The sequence below is a fragment of the Vibrio sp. F13 genome, from assembly GCF_020806305.2.
Taxonomy (GTDB): domain Bacteria; phylum Pseudomonadota; class Gammaproteobacteria; order Enterobacterales; family Vibrionaceae; genus Vibrio; species Vibrio crassostreae_C.
Window position 1 is genome coordinate 60,922 of the sequence record NZ_CP170175.1, and the last position, 24,961, is coordinate 85,882.

At 42.5% G+C, this 24,961-nt stretch carries 27 protein-coding genes and 1 pseudogene; 20 read left to right on the plus strand and 8 right to left on the minus strand.

From position 1 onward, the window contains the following. Positions 1-22: 22 nt before the first annotated feature. The 4 genes from LMH68_RS00165 (at position 23) to rmf (ending at position 4,279) form a co-directional block, all read left to right on the plus strand. The gene (locus tag LMH68_RS00165; RefSeq protein ID WP_019823251.1) at positions 23-283 is read left to right on the plus strand and encodes a glutaredoxin family protein; all 261 of its coding nucleotides are present in this window, start codon (positions 23-25) and stop codon (positions 281-283) included. Continuing rightward, complete coding sequence (locus LMH68_RS00170) at positions 261-2,177, plus strand: ABC transporter ATP-binding protein (protein ID WP_017067133.1); 1,917 nt, start codon at positions 261-263, stop codon at positions 2,175-2,177. The genes LMH68_RS00165 and LMH68_RS00170 overlap by 23 nt, the downstream gene beginning before the upstream one ends. Positions 2,178-2,186: 9 nt before the next feature. Further along, complete coding sequence (locus tag LMH68_RS00175; RefSeq protein WP_229647988.1) at positions 2,187-3,944, plus strand: DUF3466 family protein; 1,758 nt, start codon at positions 2,187-2,189, stop codon at positions 3,942-3,944. Between the two features lie 161 nt (positions 3,945-4,105). Continuing rightward, on the plus strand, positions 4,106-4,279 hold the full coding sequence (gene rmf, locus LMH68_RS00180; protein ID WP_017059676.1) for a ribosome modulation factor: 174 nt from the start codon (positions 4,106-4,108) through the stop codon (positions 4,277-4,279). 252 nt (positions 4,280-4,531) lie between these two features. Here rmf and fabA read toward each other — a convergent pair whose 3' ends face one another. Further along, a complete protein-coding gene (fabA, locus tag LMH68_RS00185; RefSeq protein WP_017059675.1) occupies positions 4,532-5,047 on the minus strand; it encodes a bifunctional 3-hydroxydecanoyl-ACP dehydratase/trans-2-decenoyl-ACP isomerase in 516 nt (171 codons plus the stop codon). Between the two features lie 70 nt (positions 5,048-5,117). Then, positions 5,118-6,770 carry an AAA family ATPase gene (locus LMH68_RS00190; RefSeq protein ID WP_048615970.1) on the minus strand — a complete coding sequence of 551 codons (1,653 nt, stop codon included), beginning with the start codon at positions 6,768-6,770 and terminating at the stop codon, positions 5,118-5,120. Between the two features lie 189 nt (positions 6,771-6,959). Between LMH68_RS00190 and matP the strand changes: the two genes are divergently transcribed. The 4 genes from matP to LMH68_RS00210 all read left to right on the plus strand — a co-directional run bounded on the left by matP (position 6,960) and on the right by LMH68_RS00210 (position 9,529). Further along, the gene (gene matP, locus LMH68_RS00195) at positions 6,960-7,415 is read left to right on the plus strand and encodes a macrodomain Ter protein MatP (RefSeq protein ID WP_229647987.1); all 456 of its coding nucleotides are present in this window, start codon (positions 6,960-6,962) and stop codon (positions 7,413-7,415) included. A gap of 23 nt (positions 7,416-7,438) precedes the next feature. Next, complete coding sequence (locus tag LMH68_RS00200) at positions 7,439-7,747, plus strand: DUF3634 family protein (protein WP_017059672.1); 309 nt, start codon at positions 7,439-7,441, stop codon at positions 7,745-7,747. 105 nt (positions 7,748-7,852) lie between these two features. Then, positions 7,853-8,164 (plus strand): hypothetical protein, encoded by a 312-nt coding sequence (locus LMH68_RS00205; RefSeq protein ID WP_017059671.1) that lies wholly within the window; start codon positions 7,853-7,855, stop codon positions 8,162-8,164. Between the two features lie 144 nt (positions 8,165-8,308). Continuing rightward, positions 8,309-9,529: a hypothetical protein gene (locus tag LMH68_RS00210; RefSeq protein WP_413755326.1), complete on the plus strand. Its 1,221-nt coding sequence runs from the start codon at positions 8,309-8,311 to the stop codon at positions 9,527-9,529. 100 nt (positions 9,530-9,629) lie between these two features. Here LMH68_RS00210 and LMH68_RS00215 read toward each other — a convergent pair whose 3' ends face one another. Continuing rightward, positions 9,630-10,232 (minus strand): DUF2971 domain-containing protein, encoded by a 603-nt coding sequence (locus LMH68_RS00215; protein WP_102333350.1) that lies wholly within the window; start codon positions 10,230-10,232, stop codon positions 9,630-9,632. A gap of 449 nt (positions 10,233-10,681) precedes the next feature. Further along, the gene (locus LMH68_RS00220) at positions 10,682-11,356 is read right to left on the minus strand and encodes a hypothetical protein (protein ID WP_229647986.1); all 675 of its coding nucleotides are present in this window, start codon (positions 11,354-11,356) and stop codon (positions 10,682-10,684) included. 243 nt (positions 11,357-11,599) lie between these two features. Here LMH68_RS00220 and LMH68_RS00225 point away from each other — a divergent pair. The 4 genes and pseudogenes from LMH68_RS00225 to LMH68_RS00240 all read left to right on the plus strand — a co-directional run. Beyond that, a pseudogene (locus tag LMH68_RS00225) lies at positions 11,600-11,848 on the plus strand (M15 family metallopeptidase); the annotation flags it as partial. Next, positions 11,845-12,255, plus strand: a complete 411-nt coding sequence (locus LMH68_RS00230) for a hypothetical protein (RefSeq protein WP_229647985.1) — start codon at positions 11,845-11,847, stop codon at positions 12,253-12,255. The pseudogene LMH68_RS00225 and the gene LMH68_RS00230, both read left to right, overlap by 4 nt. 54 nt (positions 12,256-12,309) lie before the next feature. Then, positions 12,310-12,930, plus strand: a complete 621-nt coding sequence (locus tag LMH68_RS00235) for a nucleotidyltransferase domain-containing protein (protein ID WP_102333409.1) — start codon at positions 12,310-12,312, stop codon at positions 12,928-12,930. Between the two features lie 2 nt (positions 12,931-12,932). Then, entirely contained in the window at positions 12,933-13,232 is a 300-nt protein-coding gene (locus LMH68_RS00240) for a hypothetical protein (protein WP_229647984.1), read from the plus strand. Positions 13,233-13,312: 80 nt separating this feature from the next. On the opposite strand, the gene LMH68_RS00245 is transcribed toward LMH68_RS00240, so the two are convergent. The 4 genes from LMH68_RS00245 to LMH68_RS00260 all read right to left on the minus strand — a co-directional run bounded on the left by LMH68_RS00245 (position 13,313) and on the right by LMH68_RS00260 (position 17,566). After that, positions 13,313-13,735 carry a phage protein gene (locus tag LMH68_RS00245; RefSeq protein ID WP_102333346.1) on the minus strand — a complete coding sequence of 141 codons (423 nt, stop codon included), beginning with the start codon at positions 13,733-13,735 and terminating at the stop codon, positions 13,313-13,315. Between the two features lie 445 nt (positions 13,736-14,180). Further along, positions 14,181-15,902 carry an ATP-binding protein gene (locus tag LMH68_RS00250; protein WP_229647983.1) on the minus strand — a complete coding sequence of 574 codons (1,722 nt, stop codon included), beginning with the start codon at positions 15,900-15,902 and terminating at the stop codon, positions 14,181-14,183. Further along, positions 15,902-17,086, minus strand: a complete 1,185-nt coding sequence (locus LMH68_RS00255) for an FIST signal transduction protein (protein WP_017059646.1) — start codon at positions 17,084-17,086, stop codon at positions 15,902-15,904. The genes LMH68_RS00250 and LMH68_RS00255 overlap by 1 nt, the downstream gene beginning before the upstream one ends. Positions 17,087-17,200: 114 nt before the next feature. Continuing rightward, a complete protein-coding gene (locus tag LMH68_RS00260; RefSeq protein ID WP_017059645.1) occupies positions 17,201-17,566 on the minus strand; it encodes a hypothetical protein in 366 nt (121 codons plus the stop codon). Positions 17,567-17,818: 252 nt separating this feature from the next. Here LMH68_RS00260 and ccoN point away from each other — a divergent pair, with 252 nt between their 5' ends. From ccoN to LMH68_RS00300, 8 genes are all read left to right on the plus strand, one after another. Next, positions 17,819-19,252, plus strand: coding sequence for a cytochrome-c oxidase, cbb3-type subunit I (gene ccoN / locus LMH68_RS00265; protein WP_009846707.1), 1,434 nt, complete (start codon positions 17,819-17,821; stop codon positions 19,250-19,252). A gap of 11 nt (positions 19,253-19,263) precedes the next feature. Next, positions 19,264-19,884 (plus strand): cytochrome-c oxidase, cbb3-type subunit II, encoded by a 621-nt coding sequence (ccoO, locus tag LMH68_RS00270; protein ID WP_017059643.1) that lies wholly within the window; start codon positions 19,264-19,266, stop codon positions 19,882-19,884. 9 nt (positions 19,885-19,893) lie between these two features. Beyond that, on the plus strand, positions 19,894-20,067 hold the full coding sequence (locus LMH68_RS00275) for a CcoQ/FixQ family Cbb3-type cytochrome c oxidase assembly chaperone (protein WP_004733679.1): 174 nt from the start codon (positions 19,894-19,896) through the stop codon (positions 20,065-20,067). Further along, positions 20,067-21,041 (plus strand): cytochrome-c oxidase, cbb3-type subunit III, encoded by a 975-nt coding sequence (gene ccoP, locus LMH68_RS00280; RefSeq protein ID WP_017063857.1) that lies wholly within the window; start codon positions 20,067-20,069, stop codon positions 21,039-21,041. The genes LMH68_RS00275 and ccoP overlap by 1 nt, the downstream gene beginning before the upstream one ends. A 108-nt stretch (positions 21,042-21,149) precedes the next feature. Next, a complete protein-coding gene (locus tag LMH68_RS00285; protein WP_017059641.1) occupies positions 21,150-21,629 on the plus strand; it encodes a FixH family protein in 480 nt (159 codons plus the stop codon). A gap of 5 nt (positions 21,630-21,634) precedes the next feature. After that, a complete protein-coding gene (locus LMH68_RS00290) occupies positions 21,635-24,007 on the plus strand; it encodes a heavy metal translocating P-type ATPase (RefSeq protein ID WP_229647982.1) in 2,373 nt (790 codons plus the stop codon). Then, positions 24,007-24,243 carry a cbb3-type cytochrome oxidase assembly protein CcoS gene (gene ccoS, locus LMH68_RS00295; protein WP_229647981.1) on the plus strand — a complete coding sequence of 79 codons (237 nt, stop codon included), beginning with the start codon at positions 24,007-24,009 and terminating at the stop codon, positions 24,241-24,243. Before LMH68_RS00290 ends, ccoS begins: the two co-directional genes overlap by 1 nt. Next, positions 24,233-24,907 (plus strand): sulfite exporter TauE/SafE family protein, encoded by a 675-nt coding sequence (locus LMH68_RS00300; RefSeq protein ID WP_229647980.1) that lies wholly within the window; start codon positions 24,233-24,235, stop codon positions 24,905-24,907. Before ccoS ends, LMH68_RS00300 begins: the two co-directional genes overlap by 11 nt. Positions 24,908-24,961: the final 54 nt, after the last annotated feature.

The following is a 24,961-nucleotide window of genomic DNA, read 5'->3' on the forward strand; positions in this document are numbered from 1 at the left end:
AGAGATCGTATAAGGATATATAGTGCTGACTCTCTACAGTACAGAAGGGTGCCATCTATGTGAGATGGCATTCCAACTCACGGAACAGTTAAACATTAGCCATCACGTCAACGTTGTTGACATTGCATTTGATGATGAGCTCTTTTCCCGTTACGGGGTCACTATTCCGGTGCTCAAATTTGAAAGCTCTGACCTTTCTCAAAGCTCAGAGCTTAACTGGCCATTTGGCTTGTTAGAACTTAATGATTGGTTAAAGAAGAATGGCATTACTTACAATTCATAATGGGCAATTAGCGTTTGGTGATCACCCATTATTAGATCGTGCGGACTTCGTGCTGCAAGAAAACGAACGTGTATGTTTAGTAGGGCGCAATGGCGCTGGTAAGTCGACATTGATGAAAATCCTATCTGGAAACATCATCATGGACGACGGTAAGATGCAAATCACGCAAGATGTGGTTGTGTCTCGTCTAGAACAAGATCCACCGCGTAATGAACAAGGTACAGTTTATGACTATGTTGCTGGTGGCCTTGCTGAAATCGGCGAACAGCTGAAGATCTATCATGATCTTCTGGATCTCATCGCGACAGACCCAAGTGAAAAGAATCTAAACCGCCTTACTCGCGTTCAAGAACAACTGGATCATGCTAATGCATGGCGTTTTGAAGATCGTGTAAGTAACGTATTGGCAGCACTTAAGCTGACTGCTGAAACCAAACTGACAGATTTGTCTGGTGGTTGGCAACGTAAAGCGGCACTTGCTCGTGCGCTTGTATGTGACCCTGACGTGCTTCTACTCGACGAACCGACTAACCACTTGGATGTTGCAACCATTGAATGGTTAGAGGGCTTCCTGAAAGACTTCCGCGGTTCAATCATCTTTATCTCGCATGACCGTGCGTTCATTAAATCGATGGCAACACGTATTGTCGATCTTGATCGCGGTAAATTGAGCTCTTTCCCGGGCGATTACGAAAATTACCTTGTTGAGAAAGAAGAGGCGCTTCGTGTTGAAGAAATGCAAAACGCTGAATTCGATAAGAAGCTTGCTCAAGAGGAAGTTTGGATTCGTCAGGGCATCAAAGCTCGTCGTACTCGTAACGAAGGCCGTGTTCGTGCGCTTAAGAAGCTACGTGAAGAACGTTTGAACCGTCGTGAAGTGCAGGGCAAAGCGATTATCCAAATCGACGATGGCCAGCGTTCAGGCAAGATTGTATTTGAAGCTGAGAATCTTAACTTTGGCTTTGAAGGCAAAGAAATTGTTAAGGACTTCAGCTTCAACATCATGCGTGGCGATCGTATCGCTCTGATTGGTCCTAACGGTTGTGGTAAGAGTACGGTACTTAAGCTGCTTCTTGACCAGCTTAAGCCTGATTCAGGTCGTTTGCATTGTGGTACTAAGCTTGAAGTCGCTTACTTTGACCAATACCGCGAAATTCTAGACCCTGAGAAGTCGGTTATCGATAACCTCGCGGATGGTAAGCAAGAAGTGACCGTAGGTGGCCGTGAGCGTCATGCTCTAAGCTACTTACAAGATTTCTTATTCTCTCCAAAACGTGCTCGCACTCCTGTTAAAGCACTATCTGGTGGTGAGAAAAACCGTCTGTTATTGGCGCGTATTTTCCTTAAGTCGAACAACTTGTTGATTCTCGATGAGCCAACCAACGATCTAGATATCGAAACTTTGGAACTTTTAGAAGATTTGCTTGCCAACTATCAGGGTACGCTTCTTTTAGTGAGCCACGATCGTCAGTTTGTTGATAACACAGTTATGACAAGTTGGATCTTCGAAGGTAACGGTGTGATTGAAGAATTTGTTGGCGGCTATCACGATGCTCAGCAGCAAAGAAAGCAAGCATTAGAGTACCGACAGGTTGAAAAGCCATCAAAGCCTGAGAAAGTAGTTGAGGAAACTCCCAAAACTGCGCCAGCTAAGGCTAAACCTAAGAAGTTATCGTATAAGCTACAACGAGAACTAGAAGCGCTACCAATGCGTTTGGAAGAATTGGAAACTCAAATTGAAACTCTTCAGGAAGAAGTCAACGATCCAAGCTTCTTTTCAAAATCTGTAGAGCAGACACAACCAGTTTTAGATAAGCTATCTGCAGCAGAGCAGGAGCTTGAAGTTGCTTTTGAGCGCTGGGAAGAGCTCGAGGCACTACAACAGGAAAGTTAAGAAGTAATAATGACTTGTACTAAATTCAAATTAACAACTGTTGCAGCCCTAGTTTTGGCTGCAACTAATGCCAACGCTGCGCTTTACAAGGTAGTTGAAGTAACGCCTTCAATTACCGGTGCATCTGAGATTTTTGGTGTAGCGATCCAGCCAGCGACGGTTTCTGGAACAGAGAGTTGTTTTACTACCGATACTGTCGGTGGGATTGCATGTGACGACTTTAAATTGGCTGGTGAAACTCGCAATACTGTTGAAGCTGTTAGCTATCGTGAAGAAGTACCATTCGCGATGGACGCTCCGTTTCAATATATTCAAGAGTTTGATGATTTTGAAAACTATTGTTATCGAGAGCTGAGATATTCTACATGTGAAAGTTGGGCTGAAAACCGTTGGAATGACACTTGGAGTAAGGAAAGAAATGACCTTACTCACGTAAATGCGAAAGCGTTTGTTGAAGGTGGGGATACTTTTGAAACTCGCAATACGGTAATCAATTCTTTAGATGACGATGCTAAACCTGTTGGCGTTAAATCTGAAGGTGGTATCCGTAATAATGCGTTGTTTACGACGACAGCTGCGCCTACTGGCACTTCAGAAACTCGAGCATGGAAAGCGCTAACTGCAAGCAACGGTACTGTTTATAATATAGGTAGCGTATCTGAGGAGTTTGAGCCGACAGATACTTCTAAACCAGATAAGGCGTTTGCTTCTAAAGCTGCCATTTGGGACGCCTCTTACACTAAGAAACTTGATTGGGGAAATAGTGTTTCTGCTAGAGAAGATCAGTATTTTTCACAGGGCAGCATGAGAGGGATAACAGAAGTAAACAATCATTTCTATGGCGTTGGTTATAATACAGTTAACGGAAATGGTGATTTGCGTGATATGAATGCGAACATTTTTGTTAGTAGCCAGATTGATTTTACGAACGATGTCGATTTATCGACAGTAACCTGGGATAACAAGTTTATCAGCGGTGCAGAGGTTAAGTCTGGTTCATCTAACGATGATGCGAGATACAGTAACTCCGTTGCTACTGACATCAACGATAACTTGTTTGCTGTGGGTTATTCTAAGCGTAATGGTTATGTACCAGAGAGCGGTAGTGCAGGTAACAAGATTTTCGTTGTTACGGATGCATCTGCAGTGACTCCGACGGCAACATACCTGTCTGGTGGTATCTTCTTTGGTGGCTCAAGTGGTGAAGCTAAAGCCGTTAACAACTTCAATGAGTTTGTCGGTCAAATAGATGCAGAAACCACTCGTGAGGTTGATGGCAGTGAGCGTAGACATAGAGGCTTTATCTACCCATACAATGTCGACTCCTCGAAAGATGAGCGTCGTGTAGACATCTTTAATGGCCAAGCTTGGTGGATAGATGATCTAACAAACGGTGCAAACGCAGATGGGCAAGATTACTCTGACGCTAATAACTATTTCCGTATCATTGATGCGACAGATATTAATGATGCCGGTGTGATTTCTGCGACAGCTATTAAATGCATGCTTGATACAGATGGAGATGGTAGAGGAGATAAGGAACAAGCCTACGATACAACGTCTCATAACTCATACTGTGCCGGTGCGTCATCTAATGCGGTAGAAGAGGTTGTTGCGGTTAAACTGGTTCCAATTTCAGGTGCGACTAAAGATGATATTCAAACTCGTAGTGCCGACTCAGAAAAAGTTGATCGTCAAGGTGGTAGTCTAGGTTGGTTAACTTTGACTGTTCTTGGTCTATTAGGGTTCCGTAGAAAATTTAAATAATTTTATCTCTTGAGCCCGAGTTCACATTTCTGAATTCGGGCTTTTTTTCGCCTTGAGAAAAGTAAAAAATTGTTCGATTCTTAAAGTTGGAGTCACAAAAACTCCGTAAAGTTGTAATCATTGTATGTTAGTAAATGTAACACCCGTATGAGGACTGCACTATGAAGAGACAAAAGCGTGATCGACTAGAACGAGCACAATCTCAAGGCTACAAGGCTGGTTTAAATGGACGGTCGCAAGAAGCTTGCCCATATAGCCAAATGGATTCTCGGTCTTATTGGTTAGGTGGATGGCGTGACGCCAAAGATGACAAGCAATCAGGTCTCTATAAGTAGATAGGGCGTAAAGAATTCAAGGTCAGGGCTCCATTGTCTGTTGATTACAACGGCTGGAGCCTTGTTAGTTTCAGAACAACACAAAGACTCCCAGAGCTATGTAGCATTCTAGTTTCGCTATCATAAGCGTATCGCTGGTGGATTTATCCTGTTTCAAGCTTAATACGGGATACTTTAATGCACTATAACTAAATTTATTGGAACGAAAATAAAGCAGCCATGGGCTGCTTTACTAAAAATCTAACTATTAGATTAGAATGCTGACGTATCTTGGAAAAGGCCAACTTTCAAATCTTTAGCAACGTAGATCTCTTTACCATCAACAAGTACGCGACCATCCGCAAGGCCCATAACTAGACGACGGTTAACAACACGCTTCATGTGGATCTCGTAAGTTACTTTTTTCGCTGTAGGCAGAATTTGACCAGTGAATTTCACTTCGCCAACCCCTAGAGCACGACCTTTACCTTCGCCGCCAACCCAACCAAGGTAGAAACCAACCAGCTGCCACATTGCGTCAAGGCCTAGACAACCAGGCATTACAGGGTCACCTGGGAAGTGACAATCGAAGAACCATAGGTCAGGAGTAATATCCAGCTCAGCAAGAACTAAACCTTTACCGTAATCACCTTCAGTTTCAGACATCTTAGTGATGCGATCCATCATTAGCATGTTCGGTGCTGGTAGTTGAGGGCCTTGTGGCCATAGTTCGCCTTGGCTTGATGCTAGAAGCTCTTCGCGAGTGTAAGAATCACGTTTGTTTTGCATTATCAATTACTCCGATTTTTGATAGGTGCATATTAGTGAACAGGTGTACGCTAAACAAGTCCGATCAGTACTAGACAAACCAGTTTTTAATGCGTCCAACGATTCCAATAGGGTGCTCATGTCTTTCAAAGTTTTCAATACGTTCCGCGATTTTACTCAGAACGCTTTCTTGTTCATCGTCTCTAAATGGTTTGTTCATAATGAGAGGAATTGCTTCGTCTACATTAGACACAGACCAAATATGGAATTCTTCATTCTTAATGCTTTCAATAAGGTCAGGCTTTAGTGCAAGATGCCTTAAGTTCGATCTTGGAAGGATCACACCTTGTTCGCCTGTTAAGCCGTTGTGCTTACACACATGGTAGAAGCCTTCGATTTTCTCGTTTAGCCCGCCAACAGCTTGCACACGTCCAAATTGGTCAACTGCACCTGTAACCGCAATTTGTTGATTGATAGGGTATTCAGACAAAGCACTCACCAGAGAACAAAGCTCAGCAAGAGAAGCACTATCGCCGTCTACTTCGCAATACGATTGCTCAAACACAACAGAAGCAGCGTATGGCAACGGATCTTCAAGGTTTAGTGCGCTGCTCACAAATGCTTGCATGATCATCATACCTTTAGCATGAAGATTACCACCCAACTCGGCTTTGCGCTCAACGTCGGCAATATCCCCATCACCAAAGTGAATAACGCAGGAAATTCGTGCAGGTTCACCATAAGAGATCGGGTGTCCTGGAACATCGATAACCGTCAGACCATTAACTTGACCAACTTGTTCGCCCTCGGTTTCGATAATGACTTGGCCATCTCGAATATCATCAAGGGCGCGTTCTGGTAGGTAAGATTCGCGGTTATATTTGTGCTGTTGAGCTTGTTGGATATGGTGAATATCAATCTCACCATTGTCGGCTTCAATCAGAGCTTCGTTCAATAATGCATTGTGCCAAATAGGGCATAATGGAATATAGCTTTGATCTTCCGTTTCTCTTGCTCCGGCAGTAAGAATGCCCGTCAACGCTTGTTGCGTGATGGTTGGCAATTCATAGCGTTGTTGAAGCCACTTAAGGTAACCAAGATATTGAGTCAAAGTCTCTTCAGAGAGCTTGATATCTTGTTCAATTTCGCTAAATAGGCAAAAACCGGTTTGAATATCGCTGTCCAGGTAATCAAGGTCACCTAGTTGAGCTCTGTCTCCAACAACAATCAACTTAATGTTGTAAGTCAAAGGCAAAGTCGGGGATTGGTTCAAGTGCTCTGGATTGCTGCTGATTGGTTCTACGGCTTCACCAAGCAGTGCTGATTTAAGTAGTAACCAGCTTCCAGGGTTTGCCAAGATCAAGTTTGCTGAAACGATCAGATAGCCGTTGTTTGCTCTAGCCAGTAGGCCGGGCTTTGTCGCTACAACCTTACCGTCTTTTGACTGAACTTGGTCAAACAGAGAGACAGCATTTAAAGACTCAGTTTTTATAACCGGTAGAGTGTGATCATCTAAAGCAGTGACTAGAGATTCAACAATCATTTGACGATAGATCGAATTGTCTGGAGCGTTTACAAGTAAAACACGCGAAAGGTTAGACAAACGGACAAAGCGGGTTAACGCATCTTTGAATCTATGTTGAATATCTGAAAACGGGAAAGGCGAGATGTCAGGGAATTGCTCTAATTGAGCGCTATATTCGTCGTACTGAGGCGTAACATGTCGCCAATCTACTTGAGTCATTTAAGTTTCTGATTATGATAATGAGGTAGGGAGTATATAGAAAAACCGATCTCGCTTGTAGCTCTATGTTGTAGTTACTAATCACTAAGCTAATATAAGTATGATCTTGGTCTATTCTTTCAAGACAATAATTGTTAAATAGCCTATTTTGGGTTACGCTGTCACTAGGATTAACTTTCGAGATTAGACATGAAATATCAGCAACTTGAAAACTTGGAATGTGGTTGGAAATGGAACTATCTGGTCAAAAAATGGAAAGAAGGCGAGTCGATCACCTGCCACATAGATTCAAGTGAATCTGACGTTGCTGTTAAAGCCTTATTGAAGCTTGAACACCAACCTACAGGTGTCCTTGAGTGGATATCTAACAACATGTCTCCTGAGCTCGATAACAAGCTTAAACAAGCGATCAGAGCTAAGCGAAAACGCCACTTCAATGCTGAACAAGTTCATACAAAGAAGAAATCAATCGACCTTGATTACCGTGTATGGGAAAAGCTATCTCAACGTGCGAACGAGCTAGGTTGTACGCTCTCAGATGCCATCGAGTATTTGGTTAGCGAAGCGTCTCGTAGTGAGCAGGCCTGCAAGACGGTGACTAGCCTCAAAGAAGACTTAAGCAAGCTCCTTTCTGACGATAAATAACCATCAACAGTAGTGGTGACATTATGATGTACGTAATCTTAATCGGTGCGGTATTAGTTTTTTGGTTAGTAGCAGTCGACCGACCGGTATTGAAAATTAAATTTAGCGACGGGGCGATCGAACAAGTTAAAGGGCATCTTCCACCGAGCTTTAAGCACAACCTTCAAGAGATTGGTCATAACAATACCTTTAAAGGCGAGCTAAAAGTGTATGCAAAACGTTCTGGTTACAATCTCAAGTTCACTAAAGATGTTCCTAAAAACGTACAGCAACGTATTCGTAACGTGTTCCCGCATAATGGTTTTAAGTCTAAAGGCTCAAAGAAAGCGTAATCGTTGAGAGTTACGCGTTAGCTGGTCAATCCTCATACTAAGTTAATCCTTCATTTCTCTTAAATCTCCGCATACTGTTCTCACCCTCAACAAAGAGAGAGCAGTATGAGATATCTAGTATTACTATTATGTTTTTTATCCCCAGTCGCTTTTCCCGACGATGCATTGGTTAATCCTGTAGCTAAAAAGATAAAAGTCACCGTCATGAAAGGGCTCAACAAGAGTAATGTTGATTTCGAGGGTTATTGCGATCTGATGATTGAGATGAAGCACTCTAAAGGTTATGCAAGAATCAAAAAGGTGAGAACGTCTGGAGATAGTAAAGTTTGCAAGCAGGCGAAAAAACACCTACCGACGAAGAAAAGGTTCAAATACAGCTTTCCAGAAAAGTATATCCGGCTACATATCACACACTAGCCACTCTCAACGCACTATAACTAAATATCCTTAATTTTATTGAAACAATTTCGTGAACCAATCTCTAATTTCTATTAATATTAGTTTTGTTATAAAGGCAGGATATGCCGATACAAGAGCATTTACGGCAAAGGAAAGTCACGGTTGTTGTTAGCAAATAAAAGTTATACCCCTGAAGTAGTTGAGATCTCAAGGAAGGTCTCAATCAATGTTGAAGCTCGCTTTAATCGATGGTTAATCTCACCTGAATATAAGCTCGCACAATCTACAGTAGACACGTTACTAAGTTTGGAAAATAGGTATTGTGATAGTGTCATATTTGATGAATCTGACCGCATATCTCACAATCAACGTATTTTATTGCGCTGCGAGCAGGATAGAGTCAATGCTCATCGTGAAAAAGTCGACGCGAAGCAACAAACCTTACGATACGTTATCGATGATGTCAGCAATGCCGCTTCTGCGCTAATGCTTGAGAAGCTTCAAGGTACCTTAATAAGTTCGTTGTTTTCAGACTTACCCGATTACAATCAGTTCGCTAGTGTTGCGTATTCGCCATCTTTAAACTTTTCCAAACTCCATGAAATATCCGCGAAAAGTAGGCCATTGAGCTCAAGTTTAATCGAGTTTGTTTCCAATCAAGAGTTTGCAGATAAATATGGAAAGAAATCTAAGGTAATTCTCAATCCAAAAGTTGCAGCACGACAAATAGGAATAGAAAATTGTCGTTTATTGTTCCCATTGTTAATGAGTCAACAGCTGATTAAGTGGAATGATGGCAACATTAAACACATCACACCTAAGGTTTGGCAACACTTGGTCGTGACGTCAAATGCGACTCGAATTCGACTTCAAGAAACGTCGGTTAAAGATCCTAACGTAGGCATTTTACTTGGTGTGTTGAGAGTTCTGCCTTTGTTTTTAATTTGTAACCACTTTTCTTCAACGTTTGAAGACGCATTGGTAAAAACGATGCTTGGTTATCGTGAAGCAAGTGACAAGCATGACGAATATTATGCTTGTACTGAGGTGATGCCAAACACACAGTTTCTTGAATCAATGGTCGAGCAGCTAGAGCTTAAGCTACTAAAAAACCTCGTTGAATTTATAGATTGGAGCCCTGGAAATCAGTTCATCAAGAGGGCACTTCTAGAGGAAGTGAATGACATTCCAGTACTTGAGCGAACGGTTTATGGTGCAGCTTTGGCTCAAGGTAGAAAATATTCTGTTTTCGAGGCGTTAGATAATAGTGAACTATTTAACGTTAAGCACCGACCTTATTGGTTTTCAACTGTTCAAATGTCTATCGCGACGATTGAGCAGATGCAAGATAAAGGATTGGGAAAGCTTACGGTGAACATGTAATAAAAAGAGAGAGTCTCATTAATGTCGCTCTCTTTTTTGTTGCGCTGTAACTTTATGTGAATGTCTTGTTTTGGCGCTAAACAGTAGGATTACACTCTACTTAACTGACCACTTCGAAGGTAAACGACTCTTGCTTTGCTATTGCGTGTTTAACAGGGATACCAAGGCGCTGGCAAGTCATCAGAACTTTCAATTTCCTGTCGGCAGGAGCGTGCTCTGACAGAATCACCGAGCTTAGGCACTCTCTATTAAGGTAGAGTTTATTTCCGATCATCTCGTCATCAGGTAATACCCAGCGGTATTCCTTTTCGTAGCACCAATTAGAGTGCTTAACCTTGAACATTTCAGATCCCAATTCAGCTCCTTGCAATTCCCCCAACGATGCTGAGTGGAACATGCTTGGCTCATCTTCGTATTGGACTTCGAAACAGTTGAGGTTGGCCTCACCGTTATAGCAGTTGAGGTCATACTCGATGCACATACCTTTAAAGTTGTCGCCATACTGAGACCATAGTATAGGGTGGTCGCTGGATTGAGAAAAACACATAACCTTGAAATTGTTTTGAAGTTCATTCTTGAATATGTGGTTAGATTCAAAAGGGTTATTGAAAGTTTTAGCATAATCGAACCACAGCGAACACTCGGCAATCGACTGTATGTTTCTATCATGGAGGGATCTGAACTTATAAAGTTTAGGCAACATATCAAACACCTAGTTTACAAAATTGCCTGATGTTAACACTTTAATTCATAGCTGATACCTGAGTGCATAGCATTTGATTGCCTAATCACCAAATATATTCATATAACTGTTTGATAGATCAAAATTTAAACATGAAATAGTAGCCTGTTTAAGTGGTTTATCTGGCAGCTGAGCGACAGTAATCTAACATTCGCTTGTTGAAAATAAGATACAACGTAACTTTTATGTTTGGCTTAACTGCTTGAGTTTCAGCATTTGAAAGTTGTGAGGTGAATGTTGTCCATTACGGAGTTATGAATAAGGTTTAAGTTGATTAGTTTTGTATAAAAAGGCGAAGCTCAGATCTTTCCTTGCCATTAGATAGCTATTAACAGAAACATCAATCCCTCAAATTCAACGAGTTATAAATCAACCACCACATGAACATCGAGCGTGTTTTTTTAAGAAGTTTAATGCCAAAGGGCTTGGCCGTCGAAGTATGAAGGATCACGAGGCAACTTACGCAAAGTGATTTCATCTCTTAAGTATAAATTGGCGAAGTTCTTTCGTTTTGTTCCTGATGCCGGCAGTTCTCCCAACACGTTGACAATCCTACTCACTTCTTGTGAATCAAAACTATAGCCTTGCTCAAGAAGCACCTCTAATACAGGGTATAGCTTTTTATATACTCGACTAGCATCCGCTTTTGAGTCTAAACGTGCTTTGATCTTTATTAGTATGGAATCTAATAGTGGTGCCTTTAAAAACTGGCCAAGTACTTTGATTTCATTAACTATCACGTTCGCTACATAGCTATTGACGACTAGCTTAATGGAAAAAATGACATAGTACTCTCTAGTAAGTGCATGGCTGCTGAATATTACCATAGGATAAACATTCTCTAAGATGGTTATGCAAACAAAACTTGCACCAATCAAGGTTCGATATTTGGAATTAATAACGTCTACGTTAGCGAACCTTAAGAACAGAGAGACAATAACAATATAACTGATAAGCGACGAAATGAAGGCTATGAGCTGTTCACCTATGGTCGCGTTCATTCCGTAAGCGTTAACGAAAGCCGACCCAATTGTTAATAGTGCAAATAAGATCATCGCTTGTTTTTGATAATTGTTTGTTTGCAAAGTTAGGGCTCCGTTTAATAAAGGCGCGGAGTATAGATGAAACTTGCAAATAATTTTATATCATTGATTTAAATGGTTATTTTAACTATCCAATCAGTTATTTTGATTAGCTTGATGAGCAAAAAAGCCGTGTATTTGGTGTTTCTCAGTCAAGCTCTGTGCGACTTATGTCAATCGGCTTTTATAGTGTTCTGAAAATGTCTCTTTATGACCTAGGTTCTCTACACCAACCAACATTAGTTCTATCAGGAAGGCTTGAGCCAATTAGACGGCCACAAACGTCCAAGTCGCCATCAATCCGGGCATGCGATTGATTTCGTGGCTTACGATGAAAATAGCAAGGTGACATGGGACTTTAAGTATTATGAAGCCATCAGCAAAGCCTTTAAACAAGCGGCTAGGGAGCTTGATGTCTCTATCATTTGGGGCGGTGACTGGAAAAGCCTTAGAGATGGTCCACATGTTGAATTGAATCGTTTGGTGTACCCATGATTGGCGCATTATTGAATCTTGTGACCGGTGGCGTAGCGACGTATAAGCAGCTCAATCAAAACAAAGCTGAGGCGTTAAAGCGTAAAGATGAACTCGAAAATGAGAAGCATCAGGCGAGGGTACGTCGATTACAAAATGGCGAAGAGCAGGCCAGTAACCTTGATGACATCAGCATTCGAGATAGGGGATTTAAGGATGAATTTATCCTGTTAGTCGTCTTCGTGCCTCTCATCTTGTCTTTCATTCCTAATTACGCGCCATACGTCGAACAAGGCTTCAATGCACTGCAGAACATCCCTAACCCTTATTGGTTTGTAGTCGGTGCTGTTGTGGTTGATACGCTAGGCATGCGCGCCATGCTGCGATACCTACTTGAATACTACGCATCTCGATGGAAAACGAAGTGATGGAGTACCTCGATGCGTTAATCATCGCTTTGATCACAGGTGGAGTCTCAAGCTGTGCACATTTATGCTTTTGGTTCCGTGTGTCGGGGAGATATTGACTTAGGTTCTGATGTTGACATGTTAATGGTTGCAAAAGGTCAATTAGAACATGTTAACCCTTCGGACTATTCCATTTATTCATATGAACGAATCCAAGAACTGTGGGAGCAAGGGAACCCTTTTGCATGGCACTTACATTTGGAGTCGAAGTTAGTATTTTCGCAAGATGGCTCCAATTTTCTTCATGAGCTAGGTAAACCTAACCTATATGATAGTGGTAAGGCTGATTGTCTTAAGTTTTATGACATTTTTAACTCAGCTCGTGATTCAATATGTGAATCATCAATGTCCTTAGTCTTCGATCTTTCGACAATTTTTCTTTCAATTAGAAATTTTGCTACATGTTATTCCCTTGGATATTCAGATCAGCCAGATTTTTCGAGGCGCTCTAGCAGTAATCTAGGGGCGTCAAGTTTAGATATAGACAAAGAAGCTTTTAGTATATTGGAATCAGCTAGAATATTATGCACCAGAGGAGTAGGGGAAAACCTTACTCAATCTCAAATCGATATCGCAATTGAAGTCATCCCACAGATAGAAACATGGATGAAGTCCTTAATAAGTAGAATCAAGTGATCATGAGTGAATTTAAAAATAGAATTGAATCTCAGCGTGATGCTGTAAAAATCGTGAATAGTTTTAATTTATATAAAGAGCCTCTTTTTAGTCTTACCGAAAAGTCAATAATAAGATGGACCTCCGCTAATTTGATCGACCCTAAAGCTAAACATGTGGATTTGATTATGCAAGCATCTAAGAAATTGTTCTTTTTAGCTAACAAAAGTCAGGAACAAATCACTGAAGATTACAAAAAACTTTCGAAAGATGTTGAACTGATTTTTACAGAAATAAATAAAGAAATGAAGCGCTTAGCATAGGCTGGCAAGTCAACAACTTTACATTATGTCGAGAATTACTCCTTGGAGAGCGAGAAATTTATCACGTGTGGGTGTTGTTGTTATTTGAATTTGGTAGGCACCCAAGGCTTCGCTGGCATACGACGACCGCCACGAAATGGCAAAGGATGCTCTTTAGGTGGGTAAAACTTTGGGGAATCAATTCGGCCGTGGCGTTCAACGAGCTGACGATGTTCGTCGCGCCAATACGCAAAACTGAGCAATTCTTTCGGATTAAACTCGCGTCGTTCAGGCGTGATCAAGGTAGCACGGTCAAAGTGCACCTTAAATCCATTCCAACGATAGTCTAACGGCAAGTAACCGCGAGCGTGGATGTTCATCAATTTTTCGGCCATCGGGTTCACAGGGACTTCACCTGAGAGCCATCGTTGGACTGTGATTGGTTGAACGTGAAAAAAGGCCGCGGCGTCGTGGATATCACCAAAGTGATCGTGCACGAGATCCGCAAAGTGTGGCGTGAGCATGTGATCTCCTTCAAAAATTAAGACAAGCGCGCAAAGTTTTTTTTCTCCTTATAAAGTGTGTTTGTAGTAGAAAGTCTCTGGAAACGGCAACACGTGAGCGCAAAAATCAGAGACACGAAAACAAAGTATAGCCAACAATATTGAACTCAACGTGCATAAACGTGCAGATAAAATCCATAAAACCAACGACATTAAGGACTTAGTCCGGCGCCGTGTGCAAAATCTGCAAGGACTAAGGCATTGAAACCCCTCAGATTTTACATACAGTGACTGCGTATTATGTATATTATGTTAAATGGTGTTTGGTATTTATAAGGCCGGTATCTTTGTGCGATGCCCTGCCTCTTGTTTATCTACCAAATCGATGTTCTATTTAACAGTAAGGCTATTTACCATAAAATACCTAATAAACATATTTCCTAATCTTCGATTAAGAATACGTTTATTAGACTTCAAGCATTAATCGATCAATTGCTTCTGTGATCTCTTTAGTTCTTACTGGCTTGGTCACGAAATCATTCATGCCGACATCTAAGCACGAACATTTGTCTTCTACTGATGTGTGTGCTGTTAGCGCAACGATTGGTGTTTTGATGTTTGCGTCTCTCATGTATTTGGTTGTGGTTAATCCATCCATGACCGGCATCGACACATCCATTAAGATAATGTCTATTGATTCGTTGCCTCTTTCAATAAAGCCAATCGCTTCTTCACCATTACTTGCGATGAAAACCTCGTGGCCTTGTCTTGTAAGGATTAACTTTATCACCATTTGATTCGTTGGATTGTCTTCGACAACTAACACTGAATAACGGCTTCTTAACTCTCGTGAAGATTCGTCTTCTTTGTTAGCCAGATTATTCGTAACTCTAGTAAGCACTGGCAACTGTACTTCGAATTTGGAGCCTTTTCCAGGCTCACTCTTTACCGATATGCGCCCGCGCATCAGTTCAACCAGTCTTTTAGTGATGGCCAAGCCTAAACCTGTGCCACCAAATCTACGTGTGATTGTGCTATCAGCTTGCACAAATGGACTGAACAGCGACGAAAGTTGTTGCGAGCTAATGCCAATCCCTGTGTCTTCCACCGTTATATAGAAAGAGCTCTGCTGGTACTTTATAGAAACATGGACATGCCCACGCTCAGTGAACTTAATCGCGTTACCGATCAAATTAAATAGGATCTGTGCCAAGCGACTTGGGTCGATGTAATGAAGTTCACCTTCAGGGATATCGCTAGTTACTGTTAGCGGCAAACCTTTATCGTCTGCTGTCTTCTTTTGTTCAGATAATACAAAAGTTACAGTGTCTCTTACGTTGCTCCATTGAGGAGCCAACGAGAAACACCCAGATTCAATCTTAGAAAAATCCAATACGTCACTGATAATTGCCAGCAATAGCTCAGATGATGTGCTCATATTAAGCAGTATAGACTGTTGTTCTTCGTTCAATGATGTGGATTTTAGGGCGTCTATTAGGCCAATTATGGCATTTAGCGGTGTTCTTAATTCATGACTCATCATCGCGAGGAATTCAGACTTGGCCTTGTTGGCTCTTTCTGCGTCTTTTCTTGCTGTGACAAGCTCTGCGGTACGTTCTCGAACGGTTGCTTCAAGCTTTTCTTTGTTCTCAATATCGAAAACAGCACGCTCTATCAACGGTCGAAAACGGTTTAGTGTGGCCTTAGTTTCAATACTAAAGTGCTTGGTATTCGAGTGGATAAAAATGATGACGGATTGTGTTAGTCCGCTATCGATACCAGTAATTAGAACAGAGTTGATTTGATCGAGGATAATGGGATGTAAGGAATTGAATTCACCCAGAGACTTGGGTTCAAAAAGGATTGCGCATTCTCCATTGATCACTCGAGATAACTTGCCACAATCACTCCAATTCATCTGTTCGAAGACTTTGTTATTGCTTAGCAGGGTTTTGAAACTGCCTTCGTTCCCTACCCTTGATACCACGATAAAGTCATCAAACTTAATGTATTTTTTGAGCACGAACTCGAGACTGGAGAATATCTCAGATATGTTACTTGCCTTACTGATCGCAGAGATGGTTGATAAGATCACCCTGTTCTCTTCAGCCAGCTTTCGCTCACGGGCTTTTAGTTTTTGCAGTTCAATACGTGCTTCTTGCAGCGCTTCTTGACCTTCAGAACCCATTACTTTTTCAACCTATAAAACGTTGCAGACGATACCATTAAATTCCCGTGTGCATTCTCGCCACCGGAGAGCCTGCCTTGTTCACCAAACGTAAATGGACATATGTATGGGAGCCCATTAAGTGCTTGATTTATTTGGTCACAAACCTCATCCATATCTTGTTTAAGGTTCAACATTGGGCCTGCACAAAAGATATTGATCGCCCCTAGTTTCTCTTCAAGATCCATGTCGTTGTAGTATGAGGAGTGAATGATATTCGCGGCGCGGCTAATCAACTGCTGCTTAGACCCTTGCATCAGGTAGATGGTGTCGCCTTCACTGATGTCTGTGAACAGCTCAATCCCATTACACTCCGTCTCTCTGATCGAATGAGACAATTTGAAATATGGGTAATCGTAAGAAGAGCCGACTTTCCTGCCTAATGGGTAGACTGACGACTTTTCGAATATGTAGCCATCATCACTGCCATCTAAGTGGAAATTAGTCCATTCGTTGTAAACGGTGACTGCTGGCCTGTGGTCTATCTCCAACAAAATTCGGTTTCTTACTTTGGTCACGGTGCCTGAATACCGCGTAGGCGTATGACCCGCGCTGAAAGAGGAATAGATGGACTGAGACGCAAACACTACCGTTAAAGACACACCATTTATAGACAGCGACTCTTCGGTGAAGATACTCCAATTTCCGGAAACCTGGTTGTCTGCAGCACTGCCACCAATAATTGGCACTTCAGTACCAAATTTCTTATCGATAGCCGCCATCACCTTTTCTTCGTTACCCGGTGTGGAATGCAGCAAGATAAGATCAGGAATTTCACCTTCTCGGTTGGCGTTCTTGAGTGCTTTGTCTATCGCGCTGAAGGTACTGCGGTCTATGGAGTCGCTGAAATGTTCGATTCCCGTACCATAGGCGTTGATCCCCGAGTCATAAATAATGAGGACGCCAATGACTGGACCAGAATGAAAACCAGTTTCGGTCATAATGCCGTGACAAGTAGTACAGCCATGTATGGGAGTGTTCGGGAGAGCATCTACGAAATATCTCTGCACAGCGAGTGTCGAATACTCTTCTGTGCAGTAGCAAATAAGACAAGCAATATCGTCAGGGTTTTCCACCCCGCTGAGCAACTCATCTACTGCGATTTTATCGTCTAGGGAGTAAGAGACTTTTGATAGAAATTTCATAGATTCTGGGTAACTTTATTAATGCTCTCTTTATAACACTTTAATGCATTGTGTTTCACTGATTTGGTACATGTTTCTATCAAAAGAACCGAGGTGTGCCCCAGTTTCTCTCTGTTACTCCTTAGAAAGGTTTACAGAAAACGTGCTCACCTGTTGTGGAAATGTAACCGTTATTGAGGAGGTCTTATCACTAGTTTGTAACAGCCAATTTGATGGTCCTTTTTCTTCCAGAATTCCGCTTTCATTATAGCTAATGATAAATTTGCCAGTTTTAGATGTTTCGATCGAATACCCTAGATTATTGCTTGAAACTGAAACATTATGATTATCAATACCAAATTTACAAGGTTTTGAAACTATACAGTTTACTGTTTCGTTATTATCGTATGTTACTGTTCTCCAAGTAAATGCAGCTATTAAAATAACCAACATGACGATAATTTGAACAAGCCTGCCTTTTGTTAGCTTTTGTGCCGCCATTATAATCTTTACTCCTTGTTACAAAGTTCAAAGTTTTTAAATAAAAATCCAATTCCAGACCAAGCGTAAGGTTACTACTCTGTCATTGATTTGTTAATTCAAGTATAGTGTCGCGTTGAAAATGCCACTTTTTTTTAAAATCAGCAAGTGGAAATAAAGCCCTGAATAGGCTGAATTTCCTTTTCTAATTTGGGTGGCATTACGACGTGAGTCGTGTTGGAAGTAAAGTGTAGTAAATAAGAAATTGGAAGCATGCAAATGAGCCAAGAAAAGCAGCTTGAACAAAACTACAACTATACGGTCGTCCGTCAATTTACCCTAGTTACAATTTTGTGGGGTATTGTCGGTATGGGCGTTGGTGTTTTGATTGCCGCTCAATTAGTTTGGCCACAGCTAAACTTTGATACGCCGTGGTTGACGTACAGTCGTTTACGTCCCCTGCATACTAATGCGGTTATTTTTGCGTTCGGTACAAGTGCGCTGTTTGCAACATCATATTATGTTGTACAACGTACCTGTCAGACGCGTCTCTTTGGTGGCCCTCTCGTAGCCTTTACCTTTTGGGGTTGGCAAGCGATTATCCTGTCCGCTGCAATTACTTTACCGTTAGGTTTAACCTCTGGTAAAGAATACGCAGAACTTGAATGGCCAATCGATATTGCTATTACTCTTGTGTGGGTAGCTTATGCGGTCGTGTTCTTCGGAACCATGATTAAACGTAAGACATCGCACATTTACGTAGCAAACTGGTTCTTCGGAGCCTTCATTATCACGGTTGCCGTGTTGCACATCGTTAACAGCCTAGCTGTTCCTGTCTCTGCGTTTAAATCGTACTCGATTTATTCCGGAGCGATCGATGCAATGGTGCAATGGTGGTACGGACACAATGCGGTAGGCTTCCTATTGACAGCTGGTTTCCTAGGCATGATGTACTACTTCGTTCCTAAACAAGCTGGTCGCCCTGTTTACTCTTACCGTTTGTCGATTGTTCACTTCTGGGCTCTCGTGTCTCTGTATATCTGGGCTGGTCCTCACCACCTACACTACACTGCACTTCCTGACTGGACTCAATCTCTTGGTATGGTTATGTCTTTGGTTCTGTTTGCTCCATCTTGGGGTGGCATGATCAACGGTATTATGACTCTATCTGGTGCGTGGCATAAGCTTCGCTACGACCCAATCCTACGTTTCCTAATCGTTTCTCTATCATTCTACGGCATGTCGACTTTCGAAGGCCCAATGATGGCAATCAAAACGGTTAACGCACTATCTCACTACACGGACTGGACTATCGGTCACGTTCACTCTGGTGCGTTAGGTTGGGTTGCAATGGTTTCTATCGGTTCGGTTTACCACTTAGTTCCTAAACTATTTGGTCAAGAGCGTATGTACTCCGTATCCCTAATCAATGTTCACTTCTGGTTAGCAACGATTGGTACGGTTTTCTACATTGTAGCAATGTGGATCTCTGGCGTGATGCAAGGTCTGATGTGGCGTGCAGTTAACTCTGACGGTACATTAACTTACAGCTTCGTTGAATCTGTAGAAGCGTCTTACCCGTTCTACTTTGTACGTTTCTTAGGTGGTTTCATCTTCCTATCTGGTATGTTCTTAATGGCATACAACACGTACAAAACTGTTTCTGCACCTAAAGATAGCCTTAAAGCTATCCCTCAACCGGCTTAAGGAGATTTAGAATGAGCTCAAATTCAAATAATCGCCATGAGTTGGTAGAGAAGAATGTTGGCCTACTAGCGATTCTTATCGTTATTGCTATCAGTTTTGGTGCTTTAGTAGAAATTACCCCACTTATTTTCCAAAAGCAGACTACTGAACCTGTAGAAAATCTACGTGTTTACTCTGCTCTGGAAATGGAAGGTCGTGATATCTACATTCGCGAAGGTTGTAACGTATGTCACAGCCAAATGATTCGTCCTTTCCGCTCTGAAACTGAACGTTACGGTCACTACTCTGTAGCTGGCGAAAGCGTTTGGGAACACCCATTCCTATGGGGTTCTAAGCGTACTGGTCCTGATTTAGCGCGTGTTGGTGATCGTTACTCTGATGAGTGGCACCGCGTTCACCTTATCGACCCTCGCGAACTTGTTCCTGAATCAAACATGCCTGGTTTCCCATGGCTTGCTGAGAATGTACTTGATGGCAAATTGACTAAACAGAAGCTTGAAATCTTCCGTAATCAATTTGGTGTTCCTTACACAGACGAACAAATTGCTAACGCTAAACAAGATGTTGAAGGAAAAACAGAGATGGATGCAATCATCGCTTACCTTCAATCGCTTGGCCACGCAATGAAATAAGGAATAATTATGGACATTATTACATTTCAAAGTGTTTGGACTGTTACTGTTTTTGCTTGTTTCATCGGCATCGTTTGGTGGGCTTTCGGTAAAAATCGTAAGTCGCGCTTCGACGAAGATGCAAACCTAGTGTTCGCTGATGAAGCACCTGCGAAAGATAAAAATCAAGGAGTGACGAAGTAATGAGTACATTCTGGAGTATTTGGGTAACAGTAATCACAATCGGTACATTGATTGGCTGTGCAGCCTTACTTCGTTGGTGTTCCAACGATAAAACAGGTGTAGAAGAAGGTCAGGATATGGGCCATGAATACGATGGTATTCGTGAGCTTAATAACCCGCTACCTAAATGGTGGACATACCTTTTCGTTAGCACAATTGTGTTTGCAGCTGTTTATCTAGCTCTATACCCAGGCCTTGGCAACTTTAAAGGTCTACTAGGTTGGACGAGTTCAAACCAAACAGTTCGTAGCGTAGAAGAGTCTCGCTCTGCAATCGCTGCTGCGCAAGCAAACAAACAGTTAGACGCATACGCGAAAGAGCTTGATGATGCAGACACCTACTTTGGTGAAGCATTCAGAAAGCTAGCTCACGACGAAAATGGTCTACGTTCCGTCCCTGACATTGCATCAGATGCCGATGCAATCAAAGTGGGCCAACGTTTGTTCCTACAAAACTGTTCTCAGTGTCACGGCTCTGATGCACGTGGTCAGAAAGGTTTCCCGAACCTAACTGATGACGCATGGCTATATGGTGGTGAACCACAAGCTATCGTTACTACCATCATGCATGGTCGTGTCGGTCAAATGCCAGGTTGGAAAGACGCTCTTGGCGAAGAAGGCGTAAAAGAAGTAGTTAGCTACACGCTTAGCCTTTCTGGTCGTAGCGTAAACGCACGTGAAGCAGAGGCTGGTAAAGCGCGCTTTGTAGTGTGTGCAGCCTGTCACGGTACTGATGGTAAGGGTAACCCTGCTGTTGGCGCACCTGACTTGACTGACCGCGACTGGCTATTTGGCGATTCTCGCGCTGATGTGACGGAAACAGTCATGTACGGACGTTCTGGTGTAATGCCGGCTTGGAAGGACATCCTCGGTGAGGATAAGGTTCAGCTCGTCTCTGCCTACGTCTGGAGCCTCAGCAACTCAGATAAAGAGTAACATAATAATAACAGCCCCTTCTTAAGGGGCTGTCTTTCTTTTACAGTTATAACCTTAAGTGTTTGTAAAAATTAGTTTTATTTCATTGTATATATTGAGAATAATAATATGGAACAACCTTGGTATAAGCAGTTTTGGCCGTGGTTTTTGATCTTCCTAACCGTTGGCGTTTCTATGCTAACATTGGTTCGAGTCGCGATACTTACCAACCATTCAGTTAACGTTGTCACTGAAGATTACTATAAAAAAGGTAAAGGTATTAATGTCGACATTTCGAAAGTAAATGTTGCTAAAGAGCTTGGCTTATCAGCTTCAGTTAGCGAGAAAGGTAACTCAGTTATCATTACTCTCGACAAAGGCAAACTAGACCACTTCCCTGCTATTAGCGCAATGTTCGTGCACCGAACGCTGCCTGACCGTGATTTTACTCAGCTACTGACCGCTGATGCGAGAGGCAACTACACGTTGACTCTGGATCATGAAATGCAAGGTCCATGGTTTATCGAGCTTTCTCCGCATGATTCTGAATGGTTAGTGCAAGGTCGCATGAACTTCCCTATTGATACTCCTACTCAACTAACGAACTAAATCTTATGTGTGAATCCTGTTATCACTGCGGTGAAGATGTACCAGCGGAAACGGATTTTAAAGTAGAAATCTTAGGATCGGTGCGACCTATGTGTTGTCCGGGTTGCGAAACCGTAGCCCAGACAATCGTTGATAGCGGTCTGGTCTCTTACTACCAATATCGTACCGCTCCAGCTGAAAAAGCGGATCTCGTGCCAGAGCAACTTCTGGCACTCAGTCATTACGACAACAAAGATGTTCAATTGGAGTTCGTCCGTAACTCTGAAAACACCTCTGAAGTGACATTGTCACTAGAAGGTGTCTCTTGTGCTGCTTGTGCTTGGCTTATTGAAAAGCAAGTCTCTTCAAAGTTAGGGGTTGTTAGTATTCGTGTTAATACCACGACTAACCGCGCCCTGCTCAGTTGGGACAACACTCAGACGAAACTGAGCGAGCTGTTGTCTGCAATCCATACCTTAGGCTACAAAGCCGCACCTTTTGAGGCTGATCAACAAGAAGCCGCCTATCATCGATCGATGAAGAATTATCTCTATCGTCTTGGCATTGCTGGTTTAGCAACCATGCAGGTCATGATGCTGGCTGTTGCGCTTTATCTTGAAGTCTTTGGTAACCTTGAGCCCGAATTCAAAAGCTACTTCCGTTGGGTGAGCTTAATCTTTGCAACACCGGTTCTGCTCTACTCTGCATTGCCTTTCTATATCAACGCGTGGCGTAGCCTCAAAGGTCGAACATTGGGTATGGATGTACCTGTGTCGATCGCTCTTTTGTTTGCCTACGTTGCAAGTTTGGTCGCAACGGTGACAGAGAAAGGTGAAGTATTCTTCGAATCTATCTCGATGTTTACCTTCTTCCTACTGCTTGGTCGTTTCCTTGAAATGCGCGCTCGTCGTAAAGCCGCCGCTGCTAGTGGTAACCTGCTTAAGCTCGTTCCTGCTATGGCAACAACGTTAGATGGCGAACAAGTTCCAGTCAAAACCTTAAAAGTTGGCGACCAAATTCGCGTTCTACCGGGTGAGCACATTCCTGCCGATGGCAAAGTATTGTCTGGCAGAGTTCATATCGATGAATCGATGCTGACTGGCGAATCTATCCATGTAGTCAAAAACGAAGGCGATACCGTCTTTGCTGGTACATTGAATGGTGATGAATCATTTGAATTGGAAGTAATGACGTCAAAAGCGGATTCGGTGATTTCCAACATCGTTCGCCTGCAAGACGAAGCGCAATTGTCTAAACCTCGAATTGCAGAAATTGCTGATGTTGTGGCTCGATACTTTGTTGCGGTGATCTTAATCATTTCGTTCGGTACTTGGTTCTACTGGCACCAAACACGACCAGAAGACGCTTTCTGGATCATGCTTTCGGTATTGGTCGCAACGTGTCCTTGTGCTCTGTCACTTGCAACACCGACGGCGATTACTTGTTCAACGTCTCGCATGGGTAACTTCGGTATTTTGCTGCGCAAAGGCCACGTATTCGAAACCTTGTGCAAAGTGAATCACTTGATCATCGATAAAACAGGTACATTGACTGAGGGTGATATTCGTATCAGCCAAGTTGAAACCTTCGCTGAACTTGATAAAGACACTTGTCTCAAAGTAGCGGCGAGCCTGGAACAACACGCTAACCACCCTATCGCTAAAGCGTTCAAGACTCATCTTTCTGATGAGATCGAAGTAGAGTCAGTTAATAACGTGATTGGTTCAGGTATCACTGGTGAGTGGAATGGCCAAGAAGTTGCGATTGGTAGTAGTGAATTCATTCTAGGTGAAGCTCAACCATCGGAAAGCAACGGCATTTACTTGTCGATGGCGGGTCGTCATATCGCTACATTTACTTATGAAGATCCAATCCGTAAAGAAAGCATCGAGTTTATTAAGCAATTTAAAGAAGCGGGCATCAAAACAACTCTGCTTACTGGCGATTCTTTGATTAACGCGAAGCCTGTTGCTGAAGAGATTGGTATTACTGATATTGTTGCTAACGCGAAACCTGAAGATAAACTTGCTTACCTGAACTCTCGAGATGCAAGTGACATTACCATGATGGTTGGCGATGGCATTAACGATGCCCCTATTCTTGCAGGTGCCCACCTTTCTGTCGCTATGGGCGGCGGTACAGACGTGGCGAAAGCTTCTGCGGATATGGTGTTACTGGGTGATAAGCTCGATAGATTACTTAAGTCGCGTACTTTGGCGTTAAAAACACGTAAGATAATTCGTGAAAACCTAGCTTGGTCATTAGGATATAACTTACTTATCCTTCCATTGGCTGTCGCGGGTTTGGTTGCTCCATACATTGCCGTTGTGGGCATGTCTGCCAGCTCTATTATTGTTGTGTCTAACTCGTTAAGGCTTTTAAAAGAGCAAGGTAAATAATGGAAAGTTTATACATCCTGATCCCCATTGCGATTGTACTGGTGTGCATCGCTGTTGGTATTTTTCTATGGGCGGTGAAGAGCGAACAGTTTGAAGACCTAGAACGTCAAGGTCACAATATACTGTTTGATGAAGACGAAAAGGCTCACAACCATTCTGATAGTAAACCTGTCAAGAATGAGAAAGCTAACAGCGAAAGCCAAATTAACGTAGACAAAAAGAACGATGACGCCTGATTGGATCGGAGCCTTTGTTGTTGGATTGATCGGCGCAGGCCATTGCATGGGAATGTGTGGTGGTATTGCGTCGCTTCTTTCGATTGGCAACAGTAAACTTTCCCCTGTTATTCCCCTACTTTATAACCTAGGGCGCTTGCTAAGTTATGCCGTGATTGGTGGTGTGATTGGCGGTGCAATCTCTTCGATAGGTCAGCTAAGCGATTTTAACGCTCTGCTAGGTTGGCTGCGATTATTTGCAGCTGGCTTTATGATCGTCTTAGGTTTGTATATCGGTAAATGGTGGTTCGGCTTGTTGTTCTTTGAAAAAGTCGGGCAGAAACTATGGCGCTATATCTCTCCTTTAGGTAAATCATTTCTACCCTTGAAGCACCCTAGCCATGCTTTGCCGTTTGGCTTTATTTGGGGTTGGCTACCATGTGGCTTAGTTTACTCAATGCTTACGTGGGCGGCGGTATCAGGAAGTTGGTACAACGGTGCAGGTATCATGCTCGCTTTCGGTTTAGGTACACTTCCAGCAATGCTCACAGTAGGTATGGGCGCTAATTTCCTCAAAAAAATGCAACAAGCTGACTTATTTCGCCAATTAGGCGCAATTTTAATCCTCCTTTATGGTTTCTATACCGGATATATGGCATTGCAGCTCATTATTTATACCGTATAGGCAATCTTTAAATCCGGTTTTTTTACTACCCAACTGGATAAAGGAATGCTAAAA

Excerpts from the sequence above, each read along its gene's own strand:
- LMH68_RS00170 (WP_017067133.1), top strand. The coding sequence starts at position 261 with ATGGCATTACTTACAATTCATAATGGGCAATTAGCGTTTGGTGATCAC.
- LMH68_RS00175 (WP_229647988.1), top strand. The coding sequence starts at position 2,187 with ATGACTTGTACTAAATTCAAATTAACAACTGTTGCAGCCCTAGTTTTG.
- rmf (WP_017059676.1), top strand. The coding sequence starts at position 4,106 with ATGAAGAGACAAAAGCGTGATCGACTAGAACGAGCACAATCTCAAGGC.
- fabA (WP_017059675.1), bottom strand. The coding sequence starts at position 5,047 with ATGCAAAACAAACGTGATTCTTACACTCGCGAAGAGCTTCTAGCATCA.
- LMH68_RS00190 (WP_048615970.1), bottom strand. The coding sequence starts at position 6,770 with ATGACTCAAGTAGATTGGCGACATGTTACGCCTCAGTACGACGAATAT.
- matP (WP_229647987.1), top strand. The coding sequence starts at position 6,960 with ATGAAATATCAGCAACTTGAAAACTTGGAATGTGGTTGGAAATGGAAC.
- LMH68_RS00200 (WP_017059672.1), top strand. The coding sequence starts at position 7,439 with ATGATGTACGTAATCTTAATCGGTGCGGTATTAGTTTTTTGGTTAGTA.
- LMH68_RS00205 (WP_017059671.1), top strand. The coding sequence starts at position 7,853 with ATGAGATATCTAGTATTACTATTATGTTTTTTATCCCCAGTCGCTTTT.
- LMH68_RS00215 (WP_102333350.1), bottom strand. The coding sequence starts at position 10,232 with ATGTTGCCTAAACTTTATAAGTTCAGATCCCTCCATGATAGAAACATA.
- LMH68_RS00230 (WP_229647985.1), top strand. The coding sequence starts at position 11,845 with ATGATTGGCGCATTATTGAATCTTGTGACCGGTGGCGTAGCGACGTAT.
- LMH68_RS00240 (WP_229647984.1), top strand. The coding sequence starts at position 12,933 with ATGAGTGAATTTAAAAATAGAATTGAATCTCAGCGTGATGCTGTAAAA.
- LMH68_RS00245 (WP_102333346.1), bottom strand. The coding sequence starts at position 13,735 with ATGCTCACGCCACACTTTGCGGATCTCGTGCACGATCACTTTGGTGAT.
- LMH68_RS00250 (WP_229647983.1), bottom strand. The coding sequence starts at position 15,902 with ATGGGTTCTGAAGGTCAAGAAGCGCTGCAAGAAGCACGTATTGAACTG.
- LMH68_RS00255 (WP_017059646.1), bottom strand. The coding sequence starts at position 17,086 with ATGAAATTTCTATCAAAAGTCTCTTACTCCCTAGACGATAAAATCGCA.
- LMH68_RS00260 (WP_017059645.1), bottom strand. The coding sequence starts at position 17,566 with ATGGCGGCACAAAAGCTAACAAAAGGCAGGCTTGTTCAAATTATCGTC.
- ccoN (WP_009846707.1), top strand. The coding sequence starts at position 17,819 with ATGCAAATGAGCCAAGAAAAGCAGCTTGAACAAAACTACAACTATACG.
- ccoO (WP_017059643.1), top strand. The coding sequence starts at position 19,264 with ATGAGCTCAAATTCAAATAATCGCCATGAGTTGGTAGAGAAGAATGTT.
- LMH68_RS00275 (WP_004733679.1), top strand. The coding sequence starts at position 19,894 with ATGGACATTATTACATTTCAAAGTGTTTGGACTGTTACTGTTTTTGCT.
- ccoP (WP_017063857.1), top strand. The coding sequence starts at position 20,067 with ATGAGTACATTCTGGAGTATTTGGGTAACAGTAATCACAATCGGTACA.
- LMH68_RS00285 (WP_017059641.1), top strand. The coding sequence starts at position 21,150 with ATGGAACAACCTTGGTATAAGCAGTTTTGGCCGTGGTTTTTGATCTTC.
- LMH68_RS00290 (WP_229647982.1), top strand. The coding sequence starts at position 21,635 with ATGTGTGAATCCTGTTATCACTGCGGTGAAGATGTACCAGCGGAAACG.
- ccoS (WP_229647981.1), top strand. The coding sequence starts at position 24,007 with ATGGAAAGTTTATACATCCTGATCCCCATTGCGATTGTACTGGTGTGC.
- LMH68_RS00300 (WP_229647980.1), top strand. The coding sequence starts at position 24,233 with ATGACGCCTGATTGGATCGGAGCCTTTGTTGTTGGATTGATCGGCGCA.